Here is a 17,413-nt window from a genome sequence, read left to right on the forward strand (position 1 = left end):
TGAGTACTATGTCCGCACCTAATATTGACGCTGTAAAAGAGTACCTTTTGGGGCTACAAGATGCTATTTGTGATGCCTTAGAAAAGGCTGATGGCAAAGGAAAATTTTATCAGGATGAGTGGCAGCGAGAAGAAGGCGGCGGAGGTCGTACTCGTGTCCTAGATAAGGGCGCAATTATCGAAAAAGGTGGTGTGAACTTCTCTCACGTTTTCGGTGATAAGTTGCCAGGTTCTGCAACAGCGCATCGACCTGAATTAGCGGGTCGTAGTTTTCAGGCGATGGGTGTGTCATTGGTTATTCACCCACATAATCCTTATATCCCAACTTCCCATGCCAATGTTCGTTTCTTCATTGCGGAAAAAGAAGGTGAAGAACCTGTATGGTGGTTTGGCGGTGGTTTTGACCTGACGCCTTATTACGGTAACGACGAAGATTGTAAATTCTGGCACCAGACAGCTAAAGAAGCCTGTGATCCATTTGGTGACGACATTTATCCACGCTTCAAAGAATGGTGTGACGAATACTTCTACTTGAAGCATCGTGATGAGCCTCGTGGTGTAGGCGGTCTTTTCTTCGATGATCTTAATGAGCTTGGTTTCGATAATAGCTTCGGGCTGATGCAGTCGATTGGTAATGCTTACACTAAAGCTTATGTGCCAATTATCGAGAAAAACAAAGACCGTGAATACGGTGAGCGTCAGCGTGACTTCCAATTGCATCGCCGTGGCCGTTATGTCGAGTTCAATCTAGTGTTTGACCGTGGCACTCTATTTGGTCTGCAATCCGGTGGACGTACTGAGTCTATCTTGATGTCTTTACCGCCTGAAGTGCGTTGGGGCTATGACTGGAAACCTGATGAAGGTACAGAAGAAGCCGTGTTGTACGAGCGTTATTTGAAGCCTCGCAACTGGCTGGAAGTGTAAGGGCGAATTATGACTGATCGTTACGCGGTATTCGGTAATCCGATTAAGCACTCTAAATCGCCACAAATCCACGCTGCATTTGCATCGAGTACAGATCAGGATCTGACCTATGAAGCGATCTGCGTACCTGAAGATAACTTCGAAGGTTACGTTTCTGACTTCTTGTCGGGTGATGGCCGTGGTCTGAATATCACTATTCCGTTTAAACAGGAAGCTTGGGCATTAGCTGAAGTTAGAAGTCCGCGTGCTGAACTGGCGGGTGCGGTCAATACCTTGTACCGCGATGATCAAGGCCGCTTGTGCGGTGATAACACCGATGGTGTTGGCATGGTGAGGGATATCATGCGCAACAATGGCGGCACGATTGAAGGTAAAAAAGTGCTTATTCTCGGTGCTGGTGGTGCTGTACGTGGCGTTTTACAGCCAGTATTAGAGCAAAAGCCTGAGCTGTTAGTTATCGCAAACCGTACCGCTTCTAAAGCCAAAGAGCTTGCTGGGTTGGTTACGGATCTTGGTAAAGTATCAGGTGGTGGTTATGATGAGCTTGCAGGTCAAAGCTTTGATCTTATCATCAATGGTACTGCTGCCAGTTTGCAAGGTGAGATCCCCCCTCTTCCGGAAAATGTACTGGCACAAGGTGCTTGGTGCTACGACATGATGTATGCCGCAGAACCAACCGCTTTTTGTGTTTGGGCGACTGAACAAGGGGCAGAAAAGTCCATTGATGGCCTCGGTATGTTAGTGGAGCAGGCTGCGGAATCTTTCAGAATCTGGCGTGGCTTGGACCCTGACTCTAAAACCGTTATCTCTGATATCCGTGCAGCAATAACTGTTTGATTTTAATACAACAGTCGCTTTATAAATTTTATCAAAGCAGACTTGCATGGGGCTCTTTCGCGGCGTATAACTGAAATACGAACACTACATAGTGTTAACTTTTCAGTCTGCTGCGGGAGTACCTTATGGTAACGGAAACCCGACTATCTACTGAGCAGCTATATTTTCGCTGCGATCCTGAATTACTACCTTTCAAAAACACGTCTACGCTTGAGCCTTTTTCTGGTTTCTTTGGCCAAACCCGTGCCATTGAGGCGATGGATTTTGGTATCGGCATGCGCCGTCCAGGCTATAACTTGTTTGTGATGGGTAATCCTCATACCGGACGTTTCTCCTTTGCGATGGAGAACCTCAAAACCACGGCGAAAAAAGAGAAAAAGCCGGGTGATTGGGTTTATCTAAACAATCTAAAAGATAATCGTAATCCTTTAGCGATCCCCTTCCCTGCTGGCAAGGCTCAGCAGTTTAAGCGTGATATTAAAAATATCATCGAAGCGGTGTTGTCAGAGATGCCAGCAGCCTTTGAAAGCCCTTCTTACCAGCGTAAGAAGAGTAAGATCGAACGTGAACTTAATCGTTATTATGATCAGGCAATAGAAGGTGTTGAGCGCGAAGCGCGTGAGCACAGCATTGCGGTTTACCGTGATGCGGGCAGTATCGGCTTTACTCCGGTTGCCGAAGGGCAAGCGATGGATGAGGCGGTCTTTTCGCAGTTACCTGAAGAGATTCGTGATGGCTTTACTAAAGCTATCTCTGATCTGGAAGATAAGTTAAACGAAGCGCTAACAGGCCTACCTCAGTGGCGACGTGAGGCAGCTGAAAAACTGAAGAATCTTGATCGTGATACCACACGGCAGTCGATCTCCCCGCTTTTCCAACCTTTGAAAGATAAGTACGCCAATATTGCGGCGGCGACTGACTATCTGTCAGAGATGGAAACGTCGCTAGTTAAAAACTGTGCTGAAATTGTCGGCGATGAAAAGCTAATCGAACCACTTACTGATGCTAGTCGCCGTGCTTATTTAGAGAGCAATTACGGCGTTAACCTGCTTGTAGATAACGATAAGGTTAAGGGTGCTCCTGTCGTTTACGAAGCGCACCCTAGCTATGAGAACTTGTTTGGGCGTGTAGAGTACACATCCGAAATGGGTGCTCTATCAACGACCTACAAACTTATTCGCCCTGGTGCTCTGCACAGAGCGAATGGAGGTTACCTTGTACTGGAAGCAGAGAAGTTGCTGGAGCAACCTTTTGTTTATGGGGCGTTAAAGCGAGCGTTAAAGTCTCACGAGATTAGGATTGAAAGCCCTGCGAGTGAATACGCTGGGATCAGTACCATCACCCTTACACCACAGGCGGTACCGCTTTCAGTGAAAATTGTGCTGATCGGTGCGCGCAATATTTATTACCTCCTACAAGAACTTGATCATGACTTTGAGAAGATGTTCAGAGTTGTGGTGGATTTTGATGAGGATGTAAAACGAACACCTCAGTCTATTAGGCATTATGCACGCTTGATGAAAACCCTAGCCGATGAAGAGGGGTTAGCACCGCTGACCCGTCGAGCAGTGGCGCGTTTGGTCGAGCATAGTTCGCGTCAGGCCGAAGATCAGGAATTATTATCCGCTCATATTGGCGAGCTGGTTGATCTGCTTTGTGAAGCTGACTTCAAGCGGGTTAAAGAGGAAGATGAACTGATCAACGCTGATCATGTCGAGATGGCGCTGAATGCGAAAGAGCGTCGTACTTCTCGGATGTCGGAAAAAATCGAAGAAGGCATTCTGAACCAAACGGTTTTGATTGATACCCAAGGTGAAGCCGTCGGTAAAACCAACGGTTTAACGGTACTGCAAGTGGGTGATGTCGCTTTTGGTACACCTGCGCGTATTACAGCAACGGTTCACCCGGGTAATCGTGGTATTGTGGATATAGAGCGCGAGGTTGCCTTAGGTCAGCCGATCCACTCAAAAGGCGTTTTGATTCTATCGGGATTCTTAGGCCATCAATATGCACAAGACTTCCCTTTGGCGATCTCGGCTAGTATCGCCTTGGAGCAATCATACGGCTATGTTGACGGTGATAGTGCATCTTTAGCAGAGGTCTGCACCCTTTTATCAGCGTTGACACATATACCGATTAGTCAGAGCTTCGCAACTACAGGATCTATCAACCAGTATGGCGAAGTACAGGCGATTGGTGGTGTAAACGAGAAAATAGAGGGGTTCTTTAATCTCTGTAAAACCCGCGGACTTACGAGCGAACAAGGGGTCATTATTCCTAAAGCCAATGTGCGCAATCTTATGCTCAAAGAAGAGGTTGTCGAGGCTGTTAAGGAGGGGTTATTCTCTGTCCATGCGGTTGGTCATGTGGATGATTGCTTAGAGATTTTAATGGGTAAGAAGCCGGGTAAACGCAAGGCCGATGGTACGTTTACGCAACGTAGTATTAATGCTCAAGTGGTTAAGCGTTTACGGGAAATTTCTTCGGCTAAGCTAGACGCTAAGTCGAACAAATAAGGTTTGGAAAAGCTCCTTCTAAAGGATTTAATTCCTTAGGAGCGTTCCCTGCCAAAGTGATAACAGATATCATTAACAGTAATGTTTACAGAATATCTGTCTGTACAGAGTATTGTGACGACCAGCGCTGATGATTGAAGGGGGATTCAGCGTTGGTCAGTCACATTTTAACAACTAGCTAAGCCTAGCTTAGAAAGTCGTTGTTACTGCAACATTTAGGATATCGCTATCTGTGTCGCTGTAAGCTTCTTCGCGAACATATTCCGCAGTCACTTCAGCATTTTCACCTAGAGAACGCGTTACACCCAGCGCTACGCGCTTTTCAGGTAGTTCGTAGTCGATACCTGCAGCATCATCGATATCTTCAGCTTCATCAGATTCGCTGTAACCTAGGAAAAGCGTACCGTCCGCGCCTAGGATCTGTGTTCCGTAGCCTGCACCTAAATGTAGGAAGCTTGGCTCGCCAGCCAAGTTAGATTTACCTAGCTGGATATACTCAGCAAACAACGCCAAGTCATTCGCTTCTACCAATGCATTTACGCGCCATGCATCGATTTTCTCAGTTAGACCGCCTAGCTCAGAAAAAGGACCTGCGGTATTGGCAACATCCGTCACATAGCCTGCTCCAAGAGAAACACCATTACTGAATGTAGTGCCTAAATTAATACCAAACGTATCTAAACCTTCGTTACCTTCTGCAGAGTTGTTAAGCACGTAGGTATCTAGCTGAATCATCTCATGTTGGTAGCTGAGCATCGCTAGACCCTCTTTTGCATCGAAAATGTCGAATGCAATTGGGTCTGTAAATGCTGCAGAATCACCTACCAGTAGAGGGTGAGCCGCTTTACCCAGCGTGAAGCTTAGAGGGTTATCTTCAGAGCCAATCACTACGTATGCTTCAGCAAGGTCCAGTTTTTCGTCTGCAGATAGGTATTCGATTAGCGTAGAAACTTTAACGTTTTCGTTAATATCAGCAGCGATTTCAAGTTCGAAAGTATCAACTAAAACATCACCAACGCTGTTTTCGCCATCAGTCTCAACTTGCTGTGCTAGCAAGGTTACTTCGCCGCCTACGCTAACGTTCTCAGCAAAGCCACCGTTTGATGGAGTAGCAGCTTGAGCTTCAGTTTTTTGTTCTAGCTTTTGTGTTGTTGCTTGCTGAGTAGCAAGCTGTGCTTCCAGTTGAGCAATGCGTGCTTTCATTGCTGCTAACTCTTTAGCAACATCGGTAGCAAACGCAGGTGTTGCTGATGTCATAGCTGCAGCAACCAGCGTGGCGATCGTGGTCTTTTTCATGTTGTTCCCTTCTATTAAGTTGTTAACAGCCTTGTTTGCTACAAGCGATTCACTTATCTCAGCAAATAAGACGTCGTAGTTTTTAAAATGTTCTTAATCGGTTCAGAAATTGGCAGTTTACTTTCTGGGCCAAATAGATATCCACAGGCGCTTAACCTGCTGAAAATAAAGCTCAAAATGTAAAGAATGTAAGGTATTGGTGGGCGATACTAATGGTATTGATAATTATTATCAACTGGTGGTTGAATTATAACCAGTAATTATTCATCAGGGTCAGCGCCGGTTAGCCAGTTATCCACAGGCGTAATCCAAGCGGGTTCAGCGTTAGCACCAAACCAAGAGTCCACAGCAAAGGCTTGCTGAGTATCTAGTTGAACGATAGTAGCGCTGTTATGGGGCGCATTTAACGTGAAGGGGCCACGGTGAACATTTCCGCCTGGTCGGTGGAAATGTAAGAGGTTCATCTGCTGTAAGATTAAAAGGTAACGCGTTGTATTGAGGCTCTCAGCAACACAATCCAATTGATTTGAACGACTGATAAAGGAGGTGTTATTAGCTGCTTGATCACCAAAAGTGCGTAGTTTTGGGCCGGTGATTCTTTCAAACAGACCGATACCTGTAGCGATCCTTAAGCGCTCTTCCTCTGCTGTAACTGCTGGTGGTGAGAAGTGCTGACGAACTTGGTCTAGCTCATCAGTATAAAACTGTATTGAAGATCTTCGATCGCAACCAAAACTTTTACAAAGGGAATAGCGTTTCCCCTCCTCCGTATCAGAGACCTCTACCTCATAGGAGTTAACCCAAGTAGTAGGGGAACTCTGGATATTATAGCCACAACCGCTTACAAGCAGCGTGGCCAGGATCAGACTGTTAGCCTGCGTAATCTTCTTCAAGGTGCTTATCCTTAAGTTTCACATAGTTTCCAGCAGTATAACTGAAGAAAGAGCGCTCTTTTTCTGTGAGTTCTCGCTGTTGTTTTGCAGGACGGCCAACGTAAAGGTAGCCGCTTTCTAGTTTTTTACCTGGTGGCACTAGGGAGCCCGCGCCGATAATCACTTCATCTTCAACTACCGCGCCATCCATAACCATTGCACCCATGCCCACTAAAACTCGGCTACCAATGGTGCAGCCATGTAGCATCGCTTGATGGCCAATGGTGACGTCATCGCCAATGATCAATGGGAAACCATCTGGGTTATAGGGGCCTGCATGGGTGATATGTAGGACTGAACCGTCTTGCACGCTGGTGCGTGCGCCAATACGAATACGGTGCATATCACCACGGATTACGGTGAGTGGCCAGATCGAGCAATCGTCACCAATCTCGACATCTCCAAGTACAACCGCGCTAGGATCAACAAAAACTCGCTCTCCTAGTTTGGGAGTGAAGCCTTGATAAGTACGTACATTCATAATTATTGCTCGCTAGAAATTGGGAAGTATCTATTATGAAATAGCTTAGGGGAATTGAAAAATTAAGATTTAGTCCCATGTATTAGGAACGATATCTCGCCGATGGAGCTAGCTTTATATGAGTAACCCAATGCTTGAACCACAGTTGTTACCAGCATTTAGTCAGATCAAACCTGATCAAATCGAAGCCGCAATCGATCAATTGCTGGCAGACAGCAGAGCAACGGTTGAACGTATTCTACAAGAACTGTCTGTACCTAGCTGGGATTCTCTAGTTGCCCCTCTTGAAGAGATGAATGACCGTTTAGCTAAAGCCTGGTCGCCTGTTTCGCACATGAATTCGGTGGTGAACAGTGATGAGCTACGTGATGCCTACAATGCGTGCTTGCCTAAACTGTCCCAATACTGGACAGAGATGGGTCAGCATCAAGGTCTCTACCAAGCATTTAATCAGCTTGCTGAAAGTGAGCAATTTACTCAGTTAAGTGAAGCGCAGCAGAAAGTAGTCAACAATACTCTACGTGATTTCCGTCTATCTGGTATCGCTCTGAATCCAGAAGAACAGCAGCGTTACGCTGAGCTGCAACAGAAGCTGTCTGAGCTGACGACTAAGTTTTCTGAAAACGTCATGGATGCCAGCGATGACTGGAGCAAACTACTGACCTCAGAGTCTGATCTTGCGGGCCTTCCGCCTATGGCGTTAGCGGCAGCGAAGCAGATGGCTGCAGCGAAAGAGCAAGAGGGTTGGTTGGTGACACTGGACTTCCCTTCTTACCTCGCAACGATCACCTATGCGGATGATCGTGAACTGCGTAAAGAGATATACACAGCCTTCTCTACCCGCGCATCTGATCAGGGACCGGGCGAAGGTAAATGGGATAATACAGAGGTTATCTCTCAGTTATTAGAGCTACGTTTAGAGCTGGCACAGTTGCTCGGCTTTGGTAACTACGCTGATTATTCGTTAGCGACCAAGATGGCTGAAAATACCGATCAGGTTGTGCAGTTCTTAAAGGATCTTGCTGAGAAAAGCCTACCCGTAGCTAAACAGGATTTTGAGCAACTGTGCGAGTTTGCGAAAGCTGAATTTGGCGCAGAAGACCTGCAAGCTTGGGATCTAGCTTACTACGGCGAGAAACTGAAGCAGGCGAAATACTCTATTTCTGAAGAGCAGATCCGCCCCTACTTCCCTCTTCCAAAAGTATTGGAAGGTCTATTTGCGGTTACCGGTAAACTGTTTGATATCGAAATGCGTGAAGTCGAAGAGTTCGACCGTTGGCATGATGATGCGCGCCTATTTGAAATTAGCCGCAATGGTGAAGTGATCGCTCGCTTCTTTATGGATCTGTATGCCCGTGAAAAGAAACGTGGCGGCGCTTGGATGGATGATTGCCGTGTGCGTCGTCGTCTAGATGATGGTTCTCTGCAGCTACCAGTGGCTTATTTGGTATGTAACTTCAGCTCTCCAGTAGGTGATGATCCTGCCCTTCTGAATCACAATGAAGTAACCACCCTATTCCATGAGTTTGGCCATGGTCTGCATCACATGCTGACCCAAATTGAAACGGCTGACGTAAGTGGTATTAATGGTGTAGCTTGGGATGCGGTTGAGCTGCCAAGTCAGTTCCTAGAGAACTGGTGCTATGAGCCAGAAGCGCTGGCGTTAATCTCAGGTCACTACCAGACAGGCGAAACCCTACCGCAAGAGTTGTTGGATAAGATGCTGGCGGCACGTAACTTCCAGTCAGGCATGATGATGGTACGCCAGTTGGAGTTCTCTCTATTCGATTTCCTTCTACACCGTGACTACCAGCCGGGAGAAACGGTTGTTCAAGAGGTGTTGAATAAAGTACGTAGTCAGGTGGCAGTGATTACCCCGCCTGCGTTTAACCGCTTCCAGCATAGCTTTAGCCATATTTTTGCGGGTGGTTATTCTGCGGGTTACTACAGTTATAAATGGGCAGAGGTGCTATCGGCAGATGCATTCTCTCGTTTTGAAGAAGATGGCATCTTCAATACAGATACTGGCGTAGATTTCCGTAGGAACATCCTAGAGATGGGCGGTTCTCGCGAGCCTATGGAGCTGTTTGTAGCGTTCCGCGGTCGAGAACCGCAAGTTGATGCCCTGCTTCGCCACAGTGGAATTACCGAGTAATTAAAATGACAGTTATTAAACGATTTATAGCGGGTGCTGTTTGCCCACGATGCGGCGAGATGGATTGTATTCGTACTTACCGTGATGAAGAGCGCGAGTATAAAGAGTGCGTGCGTTGTGATTACGAAGATTCCATGCGTTTGGATGGTCAGCCAGATACCGCAGTGGAAGAGCTGGAAACACGCGTTAATCGTGAGAATAAGCCTGAAATTGAGGAAGGTGCACAGCCTCTGATGTTTACGGTGAACCCCGGTGCTAAGCACAAAGACCACTAACAACAAAATAGGGGCTATTAAGCCCCTATTTTTTTGAACCTCTTAGTCTAGTAATCAGATGCCTGCATACCCGGTCAGATTGACAATGATCTCGTTTGCGAGGGCTTATCTGGTATGATCCCGCACTTATCACTTTCGGTTTAAAGTCCCTGAATCATGTCTATAACTGCCGTGCCCATCGCTATTCGCTATATGCTGCTATCCGCGCTTGGTTTTGCCTTGATGGCCGCCTGCGTTAAAGCGGTGTCGGGTTATGGCATTCCGGTTTTGGAAATAGTGGCTGCTAGGGCTCTGGTGTCCTTAGGTTTAAGTTACTTAGATGTTAAACGTAAACGCATCTCTATCTGGGGGCAGCATAAGCCGCTCCTGCTGGCGAGGGGTGTTGTGGGTGCTTTGGCTCTAGTTTGCGTTTATTACTCTGTCACGACCCTCTCATTAGCTGATGCAACGGTATTGCAGTACACCTATCCAGCATTTACTGCGGTCTTAGCGTTGCTGTTTCTGGGAGAGCGGATCAAGCAAGCGACGATGCTTTGTATGTTGCTCAGTTTTGTCGGGGTGATTGTGATGATGCGACCGGGTGAAGCGGGATTAATTGGTTTACCGATGTTAAGCCTGTTCGCTGCGTTAGCGGGGGCTTTAGGGAGTGCGATCGCTTATGTGATCGTACGTAAACTGAGTCAAACGGAAGATAGCTCCGTCATTATCTTTTATTTCCCGCTGGTGGCGTTACCAACCTCGTTACTGCTGTTGGGTGGTGACTTTGTCATGCCTGGAATGGAAGCGCTGTTACTTTTGCTGTTAGTGGGGATATTTACTCAAGTTGGGCAGATTGGATTAACTAAAGCGATGGCAGCAGAAGAGGCAGGCAAGGCGAGTGCTTATGCTTATGTTCAGGTGATCTTCTCTGCAATTCTGGGTGTGATCTTTTTTGAAGAGATTCCTACTTTGTGGACCATTATCGGCGGCTGTTTGATTCTGGCAGGTGCGTTAATTAACGCTTTATGGAAGCGCTGATTAACACTCCTAGAATGTGTCGCTATGCCGCTCGGCGTAGTGGCAGTGCGTAAAGCAGAACAAAAATCAGAAGAGAGATCACCACAACTGATGGGCCGGCGGGTGTATCGAAATGCCATGACAGCCCTAAACCACCACCTACTGACAAACTACCGACGATAGCGGCACCGATGGCCATCTGCTCAGGGCTTTGGGCTAAACGCCTTGCGGCAGCTGCAGGAATAATTAGCAGAGACGTTATTAGTAGTAAGCCTACAATCTTCATTGCTACTGCGATTATGACAGCAATTAATAGCATCAAGGCTAAGCGTGTCCAGGCAACATTTACCCCTTCAACATGGGCCAGCTCTTCATTGATGGTGATCGCCAAGAGTGGTTGCCAGAGGAGTTTTAACAGTACCAACGCGAGGAGGCCGCCCCCGTAGATCCAATAGAGATCTTCGACGCCGACAGCGAGTAGATCACCAAACAGATAGGACATCAGATCTACCCGAATCTCTAGCAGAGAGACGGCAACTAAGCCTAAAGAGAGCGAACTATGAGCCATGATGCCCAATAGAGTATCTGTAGCTACCATCCGTTGCCTTTGCATCGCGACCAAAATAAGGGCGAGGGCGACACAGCAGAAGATCACGGCTAGGTTGAGGTTTACTTGCAGCATAAAGCCGACAGAAACTCCAAGTAGAGCGGAGTGAGCGAGTGTGTCACCAAAATATGCCATGCGACGCCACACTACAAACGAACCTAGTGGACCGGCAATAACCGCAACACCAATACCGCCTAGCAGGGCATATAAGAGGAAATCAGGCATTAACAACCGCCCTTACAATCATGATCAGAGATAATATCGCCATGATCATCGTGGCGATGGTTATGGTGGTGGCTATAAACGGCTAACTGCTCGCTACCTTGTATGCCAAATAGCTCGGTAAATGATGGGTCATTGGTGACATGTTCTGGGTGACCAGAGCAGCAAACATGATGGTTGATACAAACCACATGATCTGTTGCTGCCATCACAAGATGAAGGTCGTGACTAACCATTAAAACACCACAACCACGTTCATCACGGATGCGCGCAATCAAGTTATACAGTTCTAACTGACCGTTAATATCGACCCCTTGTACAGGTTCATCTAACACCAGCAGATGAGGATCGCGGAGTAGGGCACGGGCAAGTAAAACGCGCTGCATCTCACCGCCTGACAGATTGTGTACAGCCTGCTTAAGTAGTTTCTCAGCACCTACATCAGTCAGCGCGGCCACGATTTTTATTGGATCTTTACACTGAGTTGTTCGCAGGAAACGATCAACAGTCAGGGGGAACGTGTTATCGATCTGTAACTTCTGTGGCATGTAGCCGATGCGCAGGCCATCTTCTTGCCACAAACTGCCACTATCAGCTTTGAGTAGGCCGAGCACTACACGGACTAGGGTTGTCTTACCCGCTCCATTTGGGCCGATCAGTGTGGTGATACAGCCACGGTGAAGCTCGGCGTTAATATCTTGCAATACGTGCTTTTGACCAAAGGAAAGGTTGATATTTTCGAGTTTGATCAGCGGCTCATGTGTATGTGGCGAGGGACTCACTAGGCTGCACTCTGTTGGCAACTTGGGCAGACACCCAGTACTTCAATCGATTGTTTCTCGGGTTTAAAACCTAAGCTATCTGCTTGTTTCTGGATATCTTGGCTCACCTTTCGCGTATCAATCTCTACTGCGTTATTGCATACACGACAGATCAGAAAGGAGCCTTCATGATGATCACTTGGGTGAGGACAACCGATATAAGCGTTCAGTAAAGCGATACGGTGGACTAAGCCTTGTTCCTGTAAGAACTCTAGCGCTCGATAAACTGTAGGAGGCGCTGAATTAAAGCCAGCAGCGGCTAGTTCGGGTAGAAGTTCGTAGGCACCAAGCGGTTTATGACTCTGCCAGATAGTTTTTAAAACCAGCTCGCGAATAGGCGTAAAACGCAGGTTACGCTCGTTACAAAGTGAGCGTGCATCTTCCAATGCTTGTTCTATACATCCGTGGTGATCATGTTCAGGATGAAAGGCTAGATCAGTATGTGCCATAGCATTCTTACCCTATAAGTTTGTGTTATATTGTAACCCTTAATCTTCAGAGATGTATTGCGAAAGATGAAAAATATTACTCTACTTTTTTTAACACTTTTTGCTGCGAGTACAGCGACTGCTGATCAACCGATTCAGGTGGTAGCGAGCGTTAAGCCATTGCAGCTAGTTGTTGAAGGTGTGGTAGGTGAATTAGGGGAGGTTGATTCCCTGATCCCTGCGGGCAGCTCACCACATCATTACTCTCTAAAACCCTCTGATTTACGCAAGCTAAACACTGCTGATCTAGCGGTTTGGGTTGGCCCCGATATGGAGCAGTTTTTAAGCAAAGCACTAGAACGTTCCAAAGTGCCAACCGTGCAGCTTTTAGAGGGTTCAGGAGAGGGGCATCACGATCATCATGAGCACCACGATCATGATGAACATGATCATCACAACCATGCTGTCGATCCTCACGTTTGGATGGACCCGGTAAAAATGCTGAAGGCTGCGGCAGAGATTAAAAAAGCCCTCGTGAAGCTTCACCCAGAACAGGCGGAGCAATTAAACAGCAATTACCAACAATTTGCGGCAGATATTTTGGCTACGGATCGTGCGATTCAGGCTCAGTTAGCGACTGTCAGAGAGAAAGGTTTTATCGTATTCCATGATGCCTTTGCTCCCTTTGTTGAACATTATGATATGAATCAGCGTGGCTACTTCACGGTTGATCCTGCTCGTGCGCCGGGTGCGAAAAAGTTACAAGCGATTCAAACCATGCTTAAGGAAGATCAAGTAGGCTGTATCTTCACTGAGCCGCAGTTCGAAGCGAAGGTAATTCAGCGAATTGTGGCTAAGCAGCCAGTGAAACTGGGTAAGCTAGATCCTCTTGCGATCGATATTACTTCTGAACAGGGATATACAGGCTTCCTGAAGCAGCTTGCGAACAATATGGAAACCTGTCTGCGTTAAGCGTAAGAGATGTCTACAGGGTGCTCGAGTAGATCGTTAATACGGGCACACAGCGTCGAGGGTTGATAGGGTTTAACCAAATACCCATCAACCCCGACCGTAATACTTTCATGGATTAAATCGGCTTCGGCATGGGCGGTCAGCATTACAAAAGATACTTTCCTAAGACGCTGATCTGCTCTGATTTGGCGCAGTAACTCTATGCCGTTCATCTCTGGCATATCCCAGTCACAAATCACCAGATCAATATTCATCAGTTTTAAGCGTTTTAACGCTTCTTGTCCGTTTGGGCTTTCAACAAACTTACGAAACCCCATCTCTTTAAGTGTGGTTCGAGTAATCATGCGCATTGATTGCATATCATCGACGATCAAAACTACGGCTTTTTCTGGCGGTACAGTTATTTGGCGTTTTTTACGAGTCATAATTCAAAGGTCTACGATAAAGCCTAGAGGTGTTGGTATATCTAGTCCGCTGATAATACTTTCCTTTTAGGTAAGGCCCAATAGCCTAAAATGCAAAATTTTCAGTGTTTAGTATTCTTTTTATTCAGATCAAATATGATGTTGTTTTGTATTCACTCTCTAGCATGTGGTTTATATAATTCACCGCCCTTTGAGCGAATGTAGTGGAATCGTTAGCTACGTTACCTTCAGGTGTTAGTGCTATCACTAGTGTGGGAGTTTGAGCCTCCCCGTTTGCATCAGTCTAGGCTAATGTTCTTCTACTTCGTGTTTCTGTTTTAAGCCTAAATATCGCTGTTCAAATTCTTTGGCTTCCATTGGCTTGCCAAAAAGATAACCTTGTACCTGATTACAGCCTTCTGTTTTTAATATATCTACTTGATCTTGTTGTTCGACACCTTCGGCAATGACTGTTAATTTCAGGCTGTTTCCCAAAGCGATTATTGCTTGGCAAATAGCATAGTCATCAGGTTCTTCATCTAGACCATCAATAAACGATTTATCGATTTTTAACTTGGTTAGGGGCAAACGTTTCAAATAGGAGAGTGATGAGTAACCGGTACCGAAATCATCCAAAGCTAAACGTAATCCGTAGCGCTTTAGTTGATTTAGTTGCTGAATCGCCTCTTCAGGGTCATTAAGTATGCAGCTTTCGGTGATCTCCAATTCGAGTAGCTGAGGCGGGAAATCTGTTTTTTTGAGTACACTTTGTACCTGTTGCGGAAGTTGTTGGTGTTCTAATTGTTTCGCTGAAATATTAACAGCCAGTAATAGCTCCGTTGCGCCTTGATCCAACCAGGTTTTTACCTGTTGGCAAGCTTGCTCTAGTACCTGCGTGCCTAACTGTTGAATCAGCCCTTTCTCCTCAGCTAACGGAATAAACTTGTCGGGTGTGATTAAACCTTGTTTTGGATGATGCCATCTAGCTAAAGCTTCGATACCGACCAGCTTATGGGATGAAATATCAAATTGAGGCTGGTAGTAGACTGATAACTGTTTGAGTTTAAGTGCTTCTCTTAGGTCGCCTTCTAACTCCAGCCAAGTCAGCGCATGTTGATTCATGCCTTTATTGTAAAAATTAAAGCAATTTCCTCCTGCTTGTTTGGCTTGGTACATGGCGGTGTCAGCATTTTTCATCAGTGCAATCGCTTCTGTACCATCATTCGGGTAGACACTAATACCTATACTGGCATTCAGATATAGAGTGTGCCCATCGTATTCATAAGGAGTTTCTAAGCAGGCAATTAATTTACGGGCAAGTTCTGCTGCGTCATCTAGTTGATAGAGTTGGTCGATAATGACGGTAAATTCATCTCCTCCGATTCTTGCTAAAAGATCGGAACGGCGCAGGGTTTTATTAAAGCGGCTAGCCATCTCAACTAGAACAGCATCACCGGTGCTATGACCTAGAGAGTCATTGATGTGTTTGAATTTATCCAGGTCGATAAAAAATATGGCCGCCAAGTTTTGATTATCTCGACAGCGCTGGATAGTTTGGCTCAAGTTGCGCATAAATAAGGATCGGTTGGAAAGACCAGTAAGGCTATCCTGCTCTGCTAAGCGTTTTAACGTATGCTTTTGTTTTTCTAATTCAGAGGTGCGTTTATAAACTTCAGTCTGCAATTGGTCGATAGAAACCGTGCTATGTTGGAGTTGTTCAGTCATCTCATTAAAGTGGGCGGCAAGGCTTCCAATTTCATCGCTATGTTCTGCTTCAATACGACAGCGAGTATTGCCTTGAGCAAGTTCCTGAATCCCAGCTTCGATCTGTTCTAATCGGCGGCGGAATAGACGTAGAGTGAGGAAAGTAGCAATTGCAATTAATATGGATAGGCTCAGTAGTACGGACTGAATAATTGCAGCTTTTTCTTGGATGTACTGCTGTGCATTGGCCAGAGCGCGGTGTTCAAGGCGAAAGCTTTCTTCACTCATGCTCAATAGGGTTGTATCCAACCGATCAAGTAGATAGTTATGACTGTTTAATTGGTTGCGCGATAGTGTAGGAGACCCATGTACATGGGTCATGCGCTTGTAGAGTGAATTAATGCTCTCATTTTGGTGGCGTAAACTTTGAATATAGGTTTGTTCATCCTGTCCAAAAGGCTCTAACTCATCTAAATACGTCTGTAATTGCCTTTGAATACGAAAGCCTCTCTCGATAGATTCAAGGTCTTTATAGCGTTCATGCAGTCGAAATTGGCTGCGTAGGGCGTTAGTTTCGACTTGGATACGTGAGATGGCATCTATACGCTGAAACAGTGATGCTCTGTGAGCATCCATCCAACCTAAACCAAGAAGCATGCTTAAACAGAGTAGGATAGTGAGTAGCGTTAATATAATAAGCCTAGTTCTTATAGTCATTGTTTAAATAGTTATCCTCTGACTTACAATGAAGATGCGTGTGGATCTATCTTTTGTAATGCTGTTGCATCAAAAAATTGGATAAAGTCAGGAGTTGCCTCACTGATAACTAATTTTGATTCAATAGCCCAACGTGCTTGCTGCTCGATTGAGCTTACTTGCGATTGATTCAATGACAGCTTGAATAGGTAGTCCTGCCAGATCCAGTCAATAAAGGCCTGACTCAATTTCAGCTTTTCTCTAAGAATCATCTGAGATTCCTCTGGATGCTCTGCAATGTAGTGCACTGCTTTATTTAAGGCCGCTAATATCTTCTGTTCATTGGCTATGTTGTCGGTATCGCCTTTTAATCCCACCAAATTAAAACTGAGGTTATAAAGTCCTTTTGTATCTAAAGGGCGAGCAGGGTTGTTTCTGTTAGACGCAGAGGTAAATGCGTAAGGCTCCCAAACGGATATGGCTGAGACTTCTCCTAAACTGAGCGCCTTGGGGAGGTCTACTACGCTGTAGTGCTTGGTCGATACTTGATTGGGGTCTACGCCAGATAGGGTGAGCCAAGTATGTAGAAAATACTCACTGGCACTGCCTTTAACAATGCCTACTGTCTTGCCTATTAGATCCTGAGCCGTGGAGATTCCACTACCTGATAGGCTCATTAATTTGATGTCATTGTCTGACTCAACAAAGCTACTGAACACAGTAAAGTGATCATATTTAAAGCCATTGAACATAATGACTGAGTTGGAAGAAGTTGCTAGATCTACCTCGTTATTTAGCAGTGCTGAAAAGCACTTGGTGCCACCAGCGAGTGGAACCAGTTCGGCATTGATTCCTTCAGCAGTAAAGAAGCCTTTTTTTTCTGCAATATAAAAGGGTGCAGATAAAGGGGTAGTTGAGACTGCAATCTTTACCGAAGGCAGTGATTCTTTAGTTAAAATTTGTGAGTCAGTTGATTGATATCCGACGAATAAGATAGCAACAACTGCGATGGCTAAGGCGATTCCCACCTTGATGAATCCATTCATGTTGGCCTCAAAAGACTAATACAGTGATGATCGAAGGTTTTTGATTAACTAATGTTTAGTATTTGCTCAGAAATGGTGGAGCGCAAGGCGCTAAGAGTATTT

General features: G+C 45.8%; 16 protein-coding genes. 7 read left to right on the forward strand and 9 right to left on the reverse strand.

What is annotated here, in order from left to right:
- The first annotated feature begins 8 nt into the window (after positions 1-8).
- The 3 genes from hemF (at position 9) to ACMXYP_RS00155 (ending at position 4,276) form a co-directional block, all read left to right on the forward strand.
- Positions 9-923, forward strand: coding sequence for an oxygen-dependent coproporphyrinogen oxidase (gene hemF / locus ACMXYP_RS00145; protein ID WP_415882987.1), 915 nt, complete (start codon positions 9-11; stop codon positions 921-923).
- Positions 924-932: 9 nt separating this feature from the next.
- The gene (aroE, locus tag ACMXYP_RS00150; RefSeq protein ID WP_415882988.1) at positions 933-1,760 is read left to right on the forward strand and encodes a shikimate dehydrogenase; all 828 of its coding nucleotides are present in this window, start codon (positions 933-935) and stop codon (positions 1,758-1,760) included.
- A 125-nt stretch (positions 1,761-1,885) separates the two neighbouring features.
- A complete protein-coding gene (locus ACMXYP_RS00155) occupies positions 1,886-4,276 on the forward strand; it encodes a Lon protease family protein (protein ID WP_415882989.1) in 2,391 nt (796 codons plus the stop codon).
- A 189-nt stretch (positions 4,277-4,465) separates the two neighbouring features.
- Here the strand turns inward: ACMXYP_RS00155 and ACMXYP_RS00160 are convergent, their stop codons facing one another.
- From ACMXYP_RS00160 to ACMXYP_RS00170, 3 genes are all read right to left on the reverse strand, one after another.
- Entirely contained in the window at positions 4,466-5,572 is a 1,107-nt protein-coding gene (locus tag ACMXYP_RS00160; RefSeq protein WP_415882990.1) for an LbtU family siderophore porin, read from the reverse strand.
- Positions 5,573-5,832: 260 nt separating this feature from the next.
- A complete protein-coding gene (locus ACMXYP_RS00165; protein ID WP_415882991.1) occupies positions 5,833-6,465 on the reverse strand; it encodes a hypothetical protein in 633 nt (210 codons plus the stop codon).
- Positions 6,443-6,985 carry a gamma carbonic anhydrase family protein gene (locus ACMXYP_RS00170; RefSeq protein WP_415882992.1) on the reverse strand — a complete coding sequence of 181 codons (543 nt, stop codon included), beginning with the start codon at positions 6,983-6,985 and terminating at the stop codon, positions 6,443-6,445. Before ACMXYP_RS00170 ends, ACMXYP_RS00165 begins: the two co-directional genes overlap by 23 nt.
- Positions 6,986-7,103: 118 nt before the next feature.
- On the opposite strand from ACMXYP_RS00170, the gene prlC reads away from it, so the two are divergent.
- The 3 genes from prlC (at position 7,104) to ACMXYP_RS00185 (ending at position 10,432) form a co-directional block, all read left to right on the forward strand.
- Positions 7,104-9,140: an oligopeptidase A gene (gene prlC / locus ACMXYP_RS00175; RefSeq protein WP_415882993.1), complete on the forward strand. Its 2,037-nt coding sequence runs from the start codon at positions 7,104-7,106 to the stop codon at positions 9,138-9,140.
- 5 nt (positions 9,141-9,145) lie between these two features.
- Complete coding sequence (locus ACMXYP_RS00180) at positions 9,146-9,415, forward strand: YheV family putative zinc ribbon protein (RefSeq protein ID WP_415882994.1); 270 nt, start codon at positions 9,146-9,148, stop codon at positions 9,413-9,415.
- 156 nt (positions 9,416-9,571) lie between these two features.
- Positions 9,572-10,432, forward strand: coding sequence for a DMT family transporter (locus tag ACMXYP_RS00185; protein WP_415882995.1), 861 nt, complete (start codon positions 9,572-9,574; stop codon positions 10,430-10,432).
- Between the two features lie 22 nt (positions 10,433-10,454).
- Here ACMXYP_RS00185 and znuB read toward each other — a convergent pair whose 3' ends face one another.
- Genes znuB through ACMXYP_RS00200 form a run of 3 tightly spaced genes read right to left on the reverse strand, consistent with a single transcriptional unit; the run spans position 10,455 to position 12,510 of the window.
- Positions 10,455-11,243, reverse strand: coding sequence for a zinc ABC transporter permease subunit ZnuB (gene znuB / locus ACMXYP_RS00190; protein WP_415882996.1), 789 nt, complete (start codon positions 11,241-11,243; stop codon positions 10,455-10,457).
- Positions 11,243-12,022 carry a zinc ABC transporter ATP-binding protein ZnuC gene (gene znuC / locus ACMXYP_RS00195; RefSeq protein ID WP_415882997.1) on the reverse strand — a complete coding sequence of 260 codons (780 nt, stop codon included), beginning with the start codon at positions 12,020-12,022 and terminating at the stop codon, positions 11,243-11,245. Before znuC ends, znuB begins: the two co-directional genes overlap by 1 nt.
- A complete protein-coding gene (locus ACMXYP_RS00200; protein WP_415882998.1) occupies positions 12,022-12,510 on the reverse strand; it encodes a Fur family transcriptional regulator in 489 nt (162 codons plus the stop codon). The genes znuC and ACMXYP_RS00200 overlap by 1 nt, the downstream gene beginning before the upstream one ends.
- A gap of 66 nt (positions 12,511-12,576) precedes the next feature.
- Between ACMXYP_RS00200 and ACMXYP_RS00205 the strand changes: the two genes are divergently transcribed.
- Positions 12,577-13,461 carry a zinc ABC transporter substrate-binding protein gene (locus ACMXYP_RS00205; protein ID WP_415882999.1) on the forward strand — a complete coding sequence of 295 codons (885 nt, stop codon included), beginning with the start codon at positions 12,577-12,579 and terminating at the stop codon, positions 13,459-13,461.
- On the opposite strand, the gene ACMXYP_RS00210 is transcribed toward ACMXYP_RS00205, so the two are convergent.
- The 3 genes from ACMXYP_RS00210 to ACMXYP_RS00220 all read right to left on the reverse strand — a co-directional run bounded on the left by ACMXYP_RS00210 (position 13,458) and on the right by ACMXYP_RS00220 (position 17,311).
- The gene (locus ACMXYP_RS00210; RefSeq protein WP_415883000.1) at positions 13,458-13,886 is read right to left on the reverse strand and encodes a response regulator; all 429 of its coding nucleotides are present in this window, start codon (positions 13,884-13,886) and stop codon (positions 13,458-13,460) included. The genes ACMXYP_RS00205 and ACMXYP_RS00210 overlap by 4 nt on opposite strands.
- 288 nt (positions 13,887-14,174) lie before the next feature.
- Positions 14,175-16,286 carry a putative bifunctional diguanylate cyclase/phosphodiesterase gene (locus ACMXYP_RS00215; RefSeq protein WP_415883001.1) on the reverse strand — a complete coding sequence of 704 codons (2,112 nt, stop codon included), beginning with the start codon at positions 16,284-16,286 and terminating at the stop codon, positions 14,175-14,177.
- Positions 16,287-16,309: 23 nt separating this feature from the next.
- On the reverse strand, positions 16,310-17,311 hold the full coding sequence (locus ACMXYP_RS00220) for an ABC transporter substrate-binding protein (RefSeq protein ID WP_415883002.1): 1,002 nt from the start codon (positions 17,309-17,311) through the stop codon (positions 16,310-16,312).
- Positions 17,312-17,413: the final 102 nt, after the last annotated feature.

It is taken from the genome of Neptuniibacter sp. QD34_54, from assembly GCF_047778055.1.
Classification (GTDB): Bacteria; Pseudomonadota; Gammaproteobacteria; order Pseudomonadales; family Balneatricaceae; genus Neptuniibacter.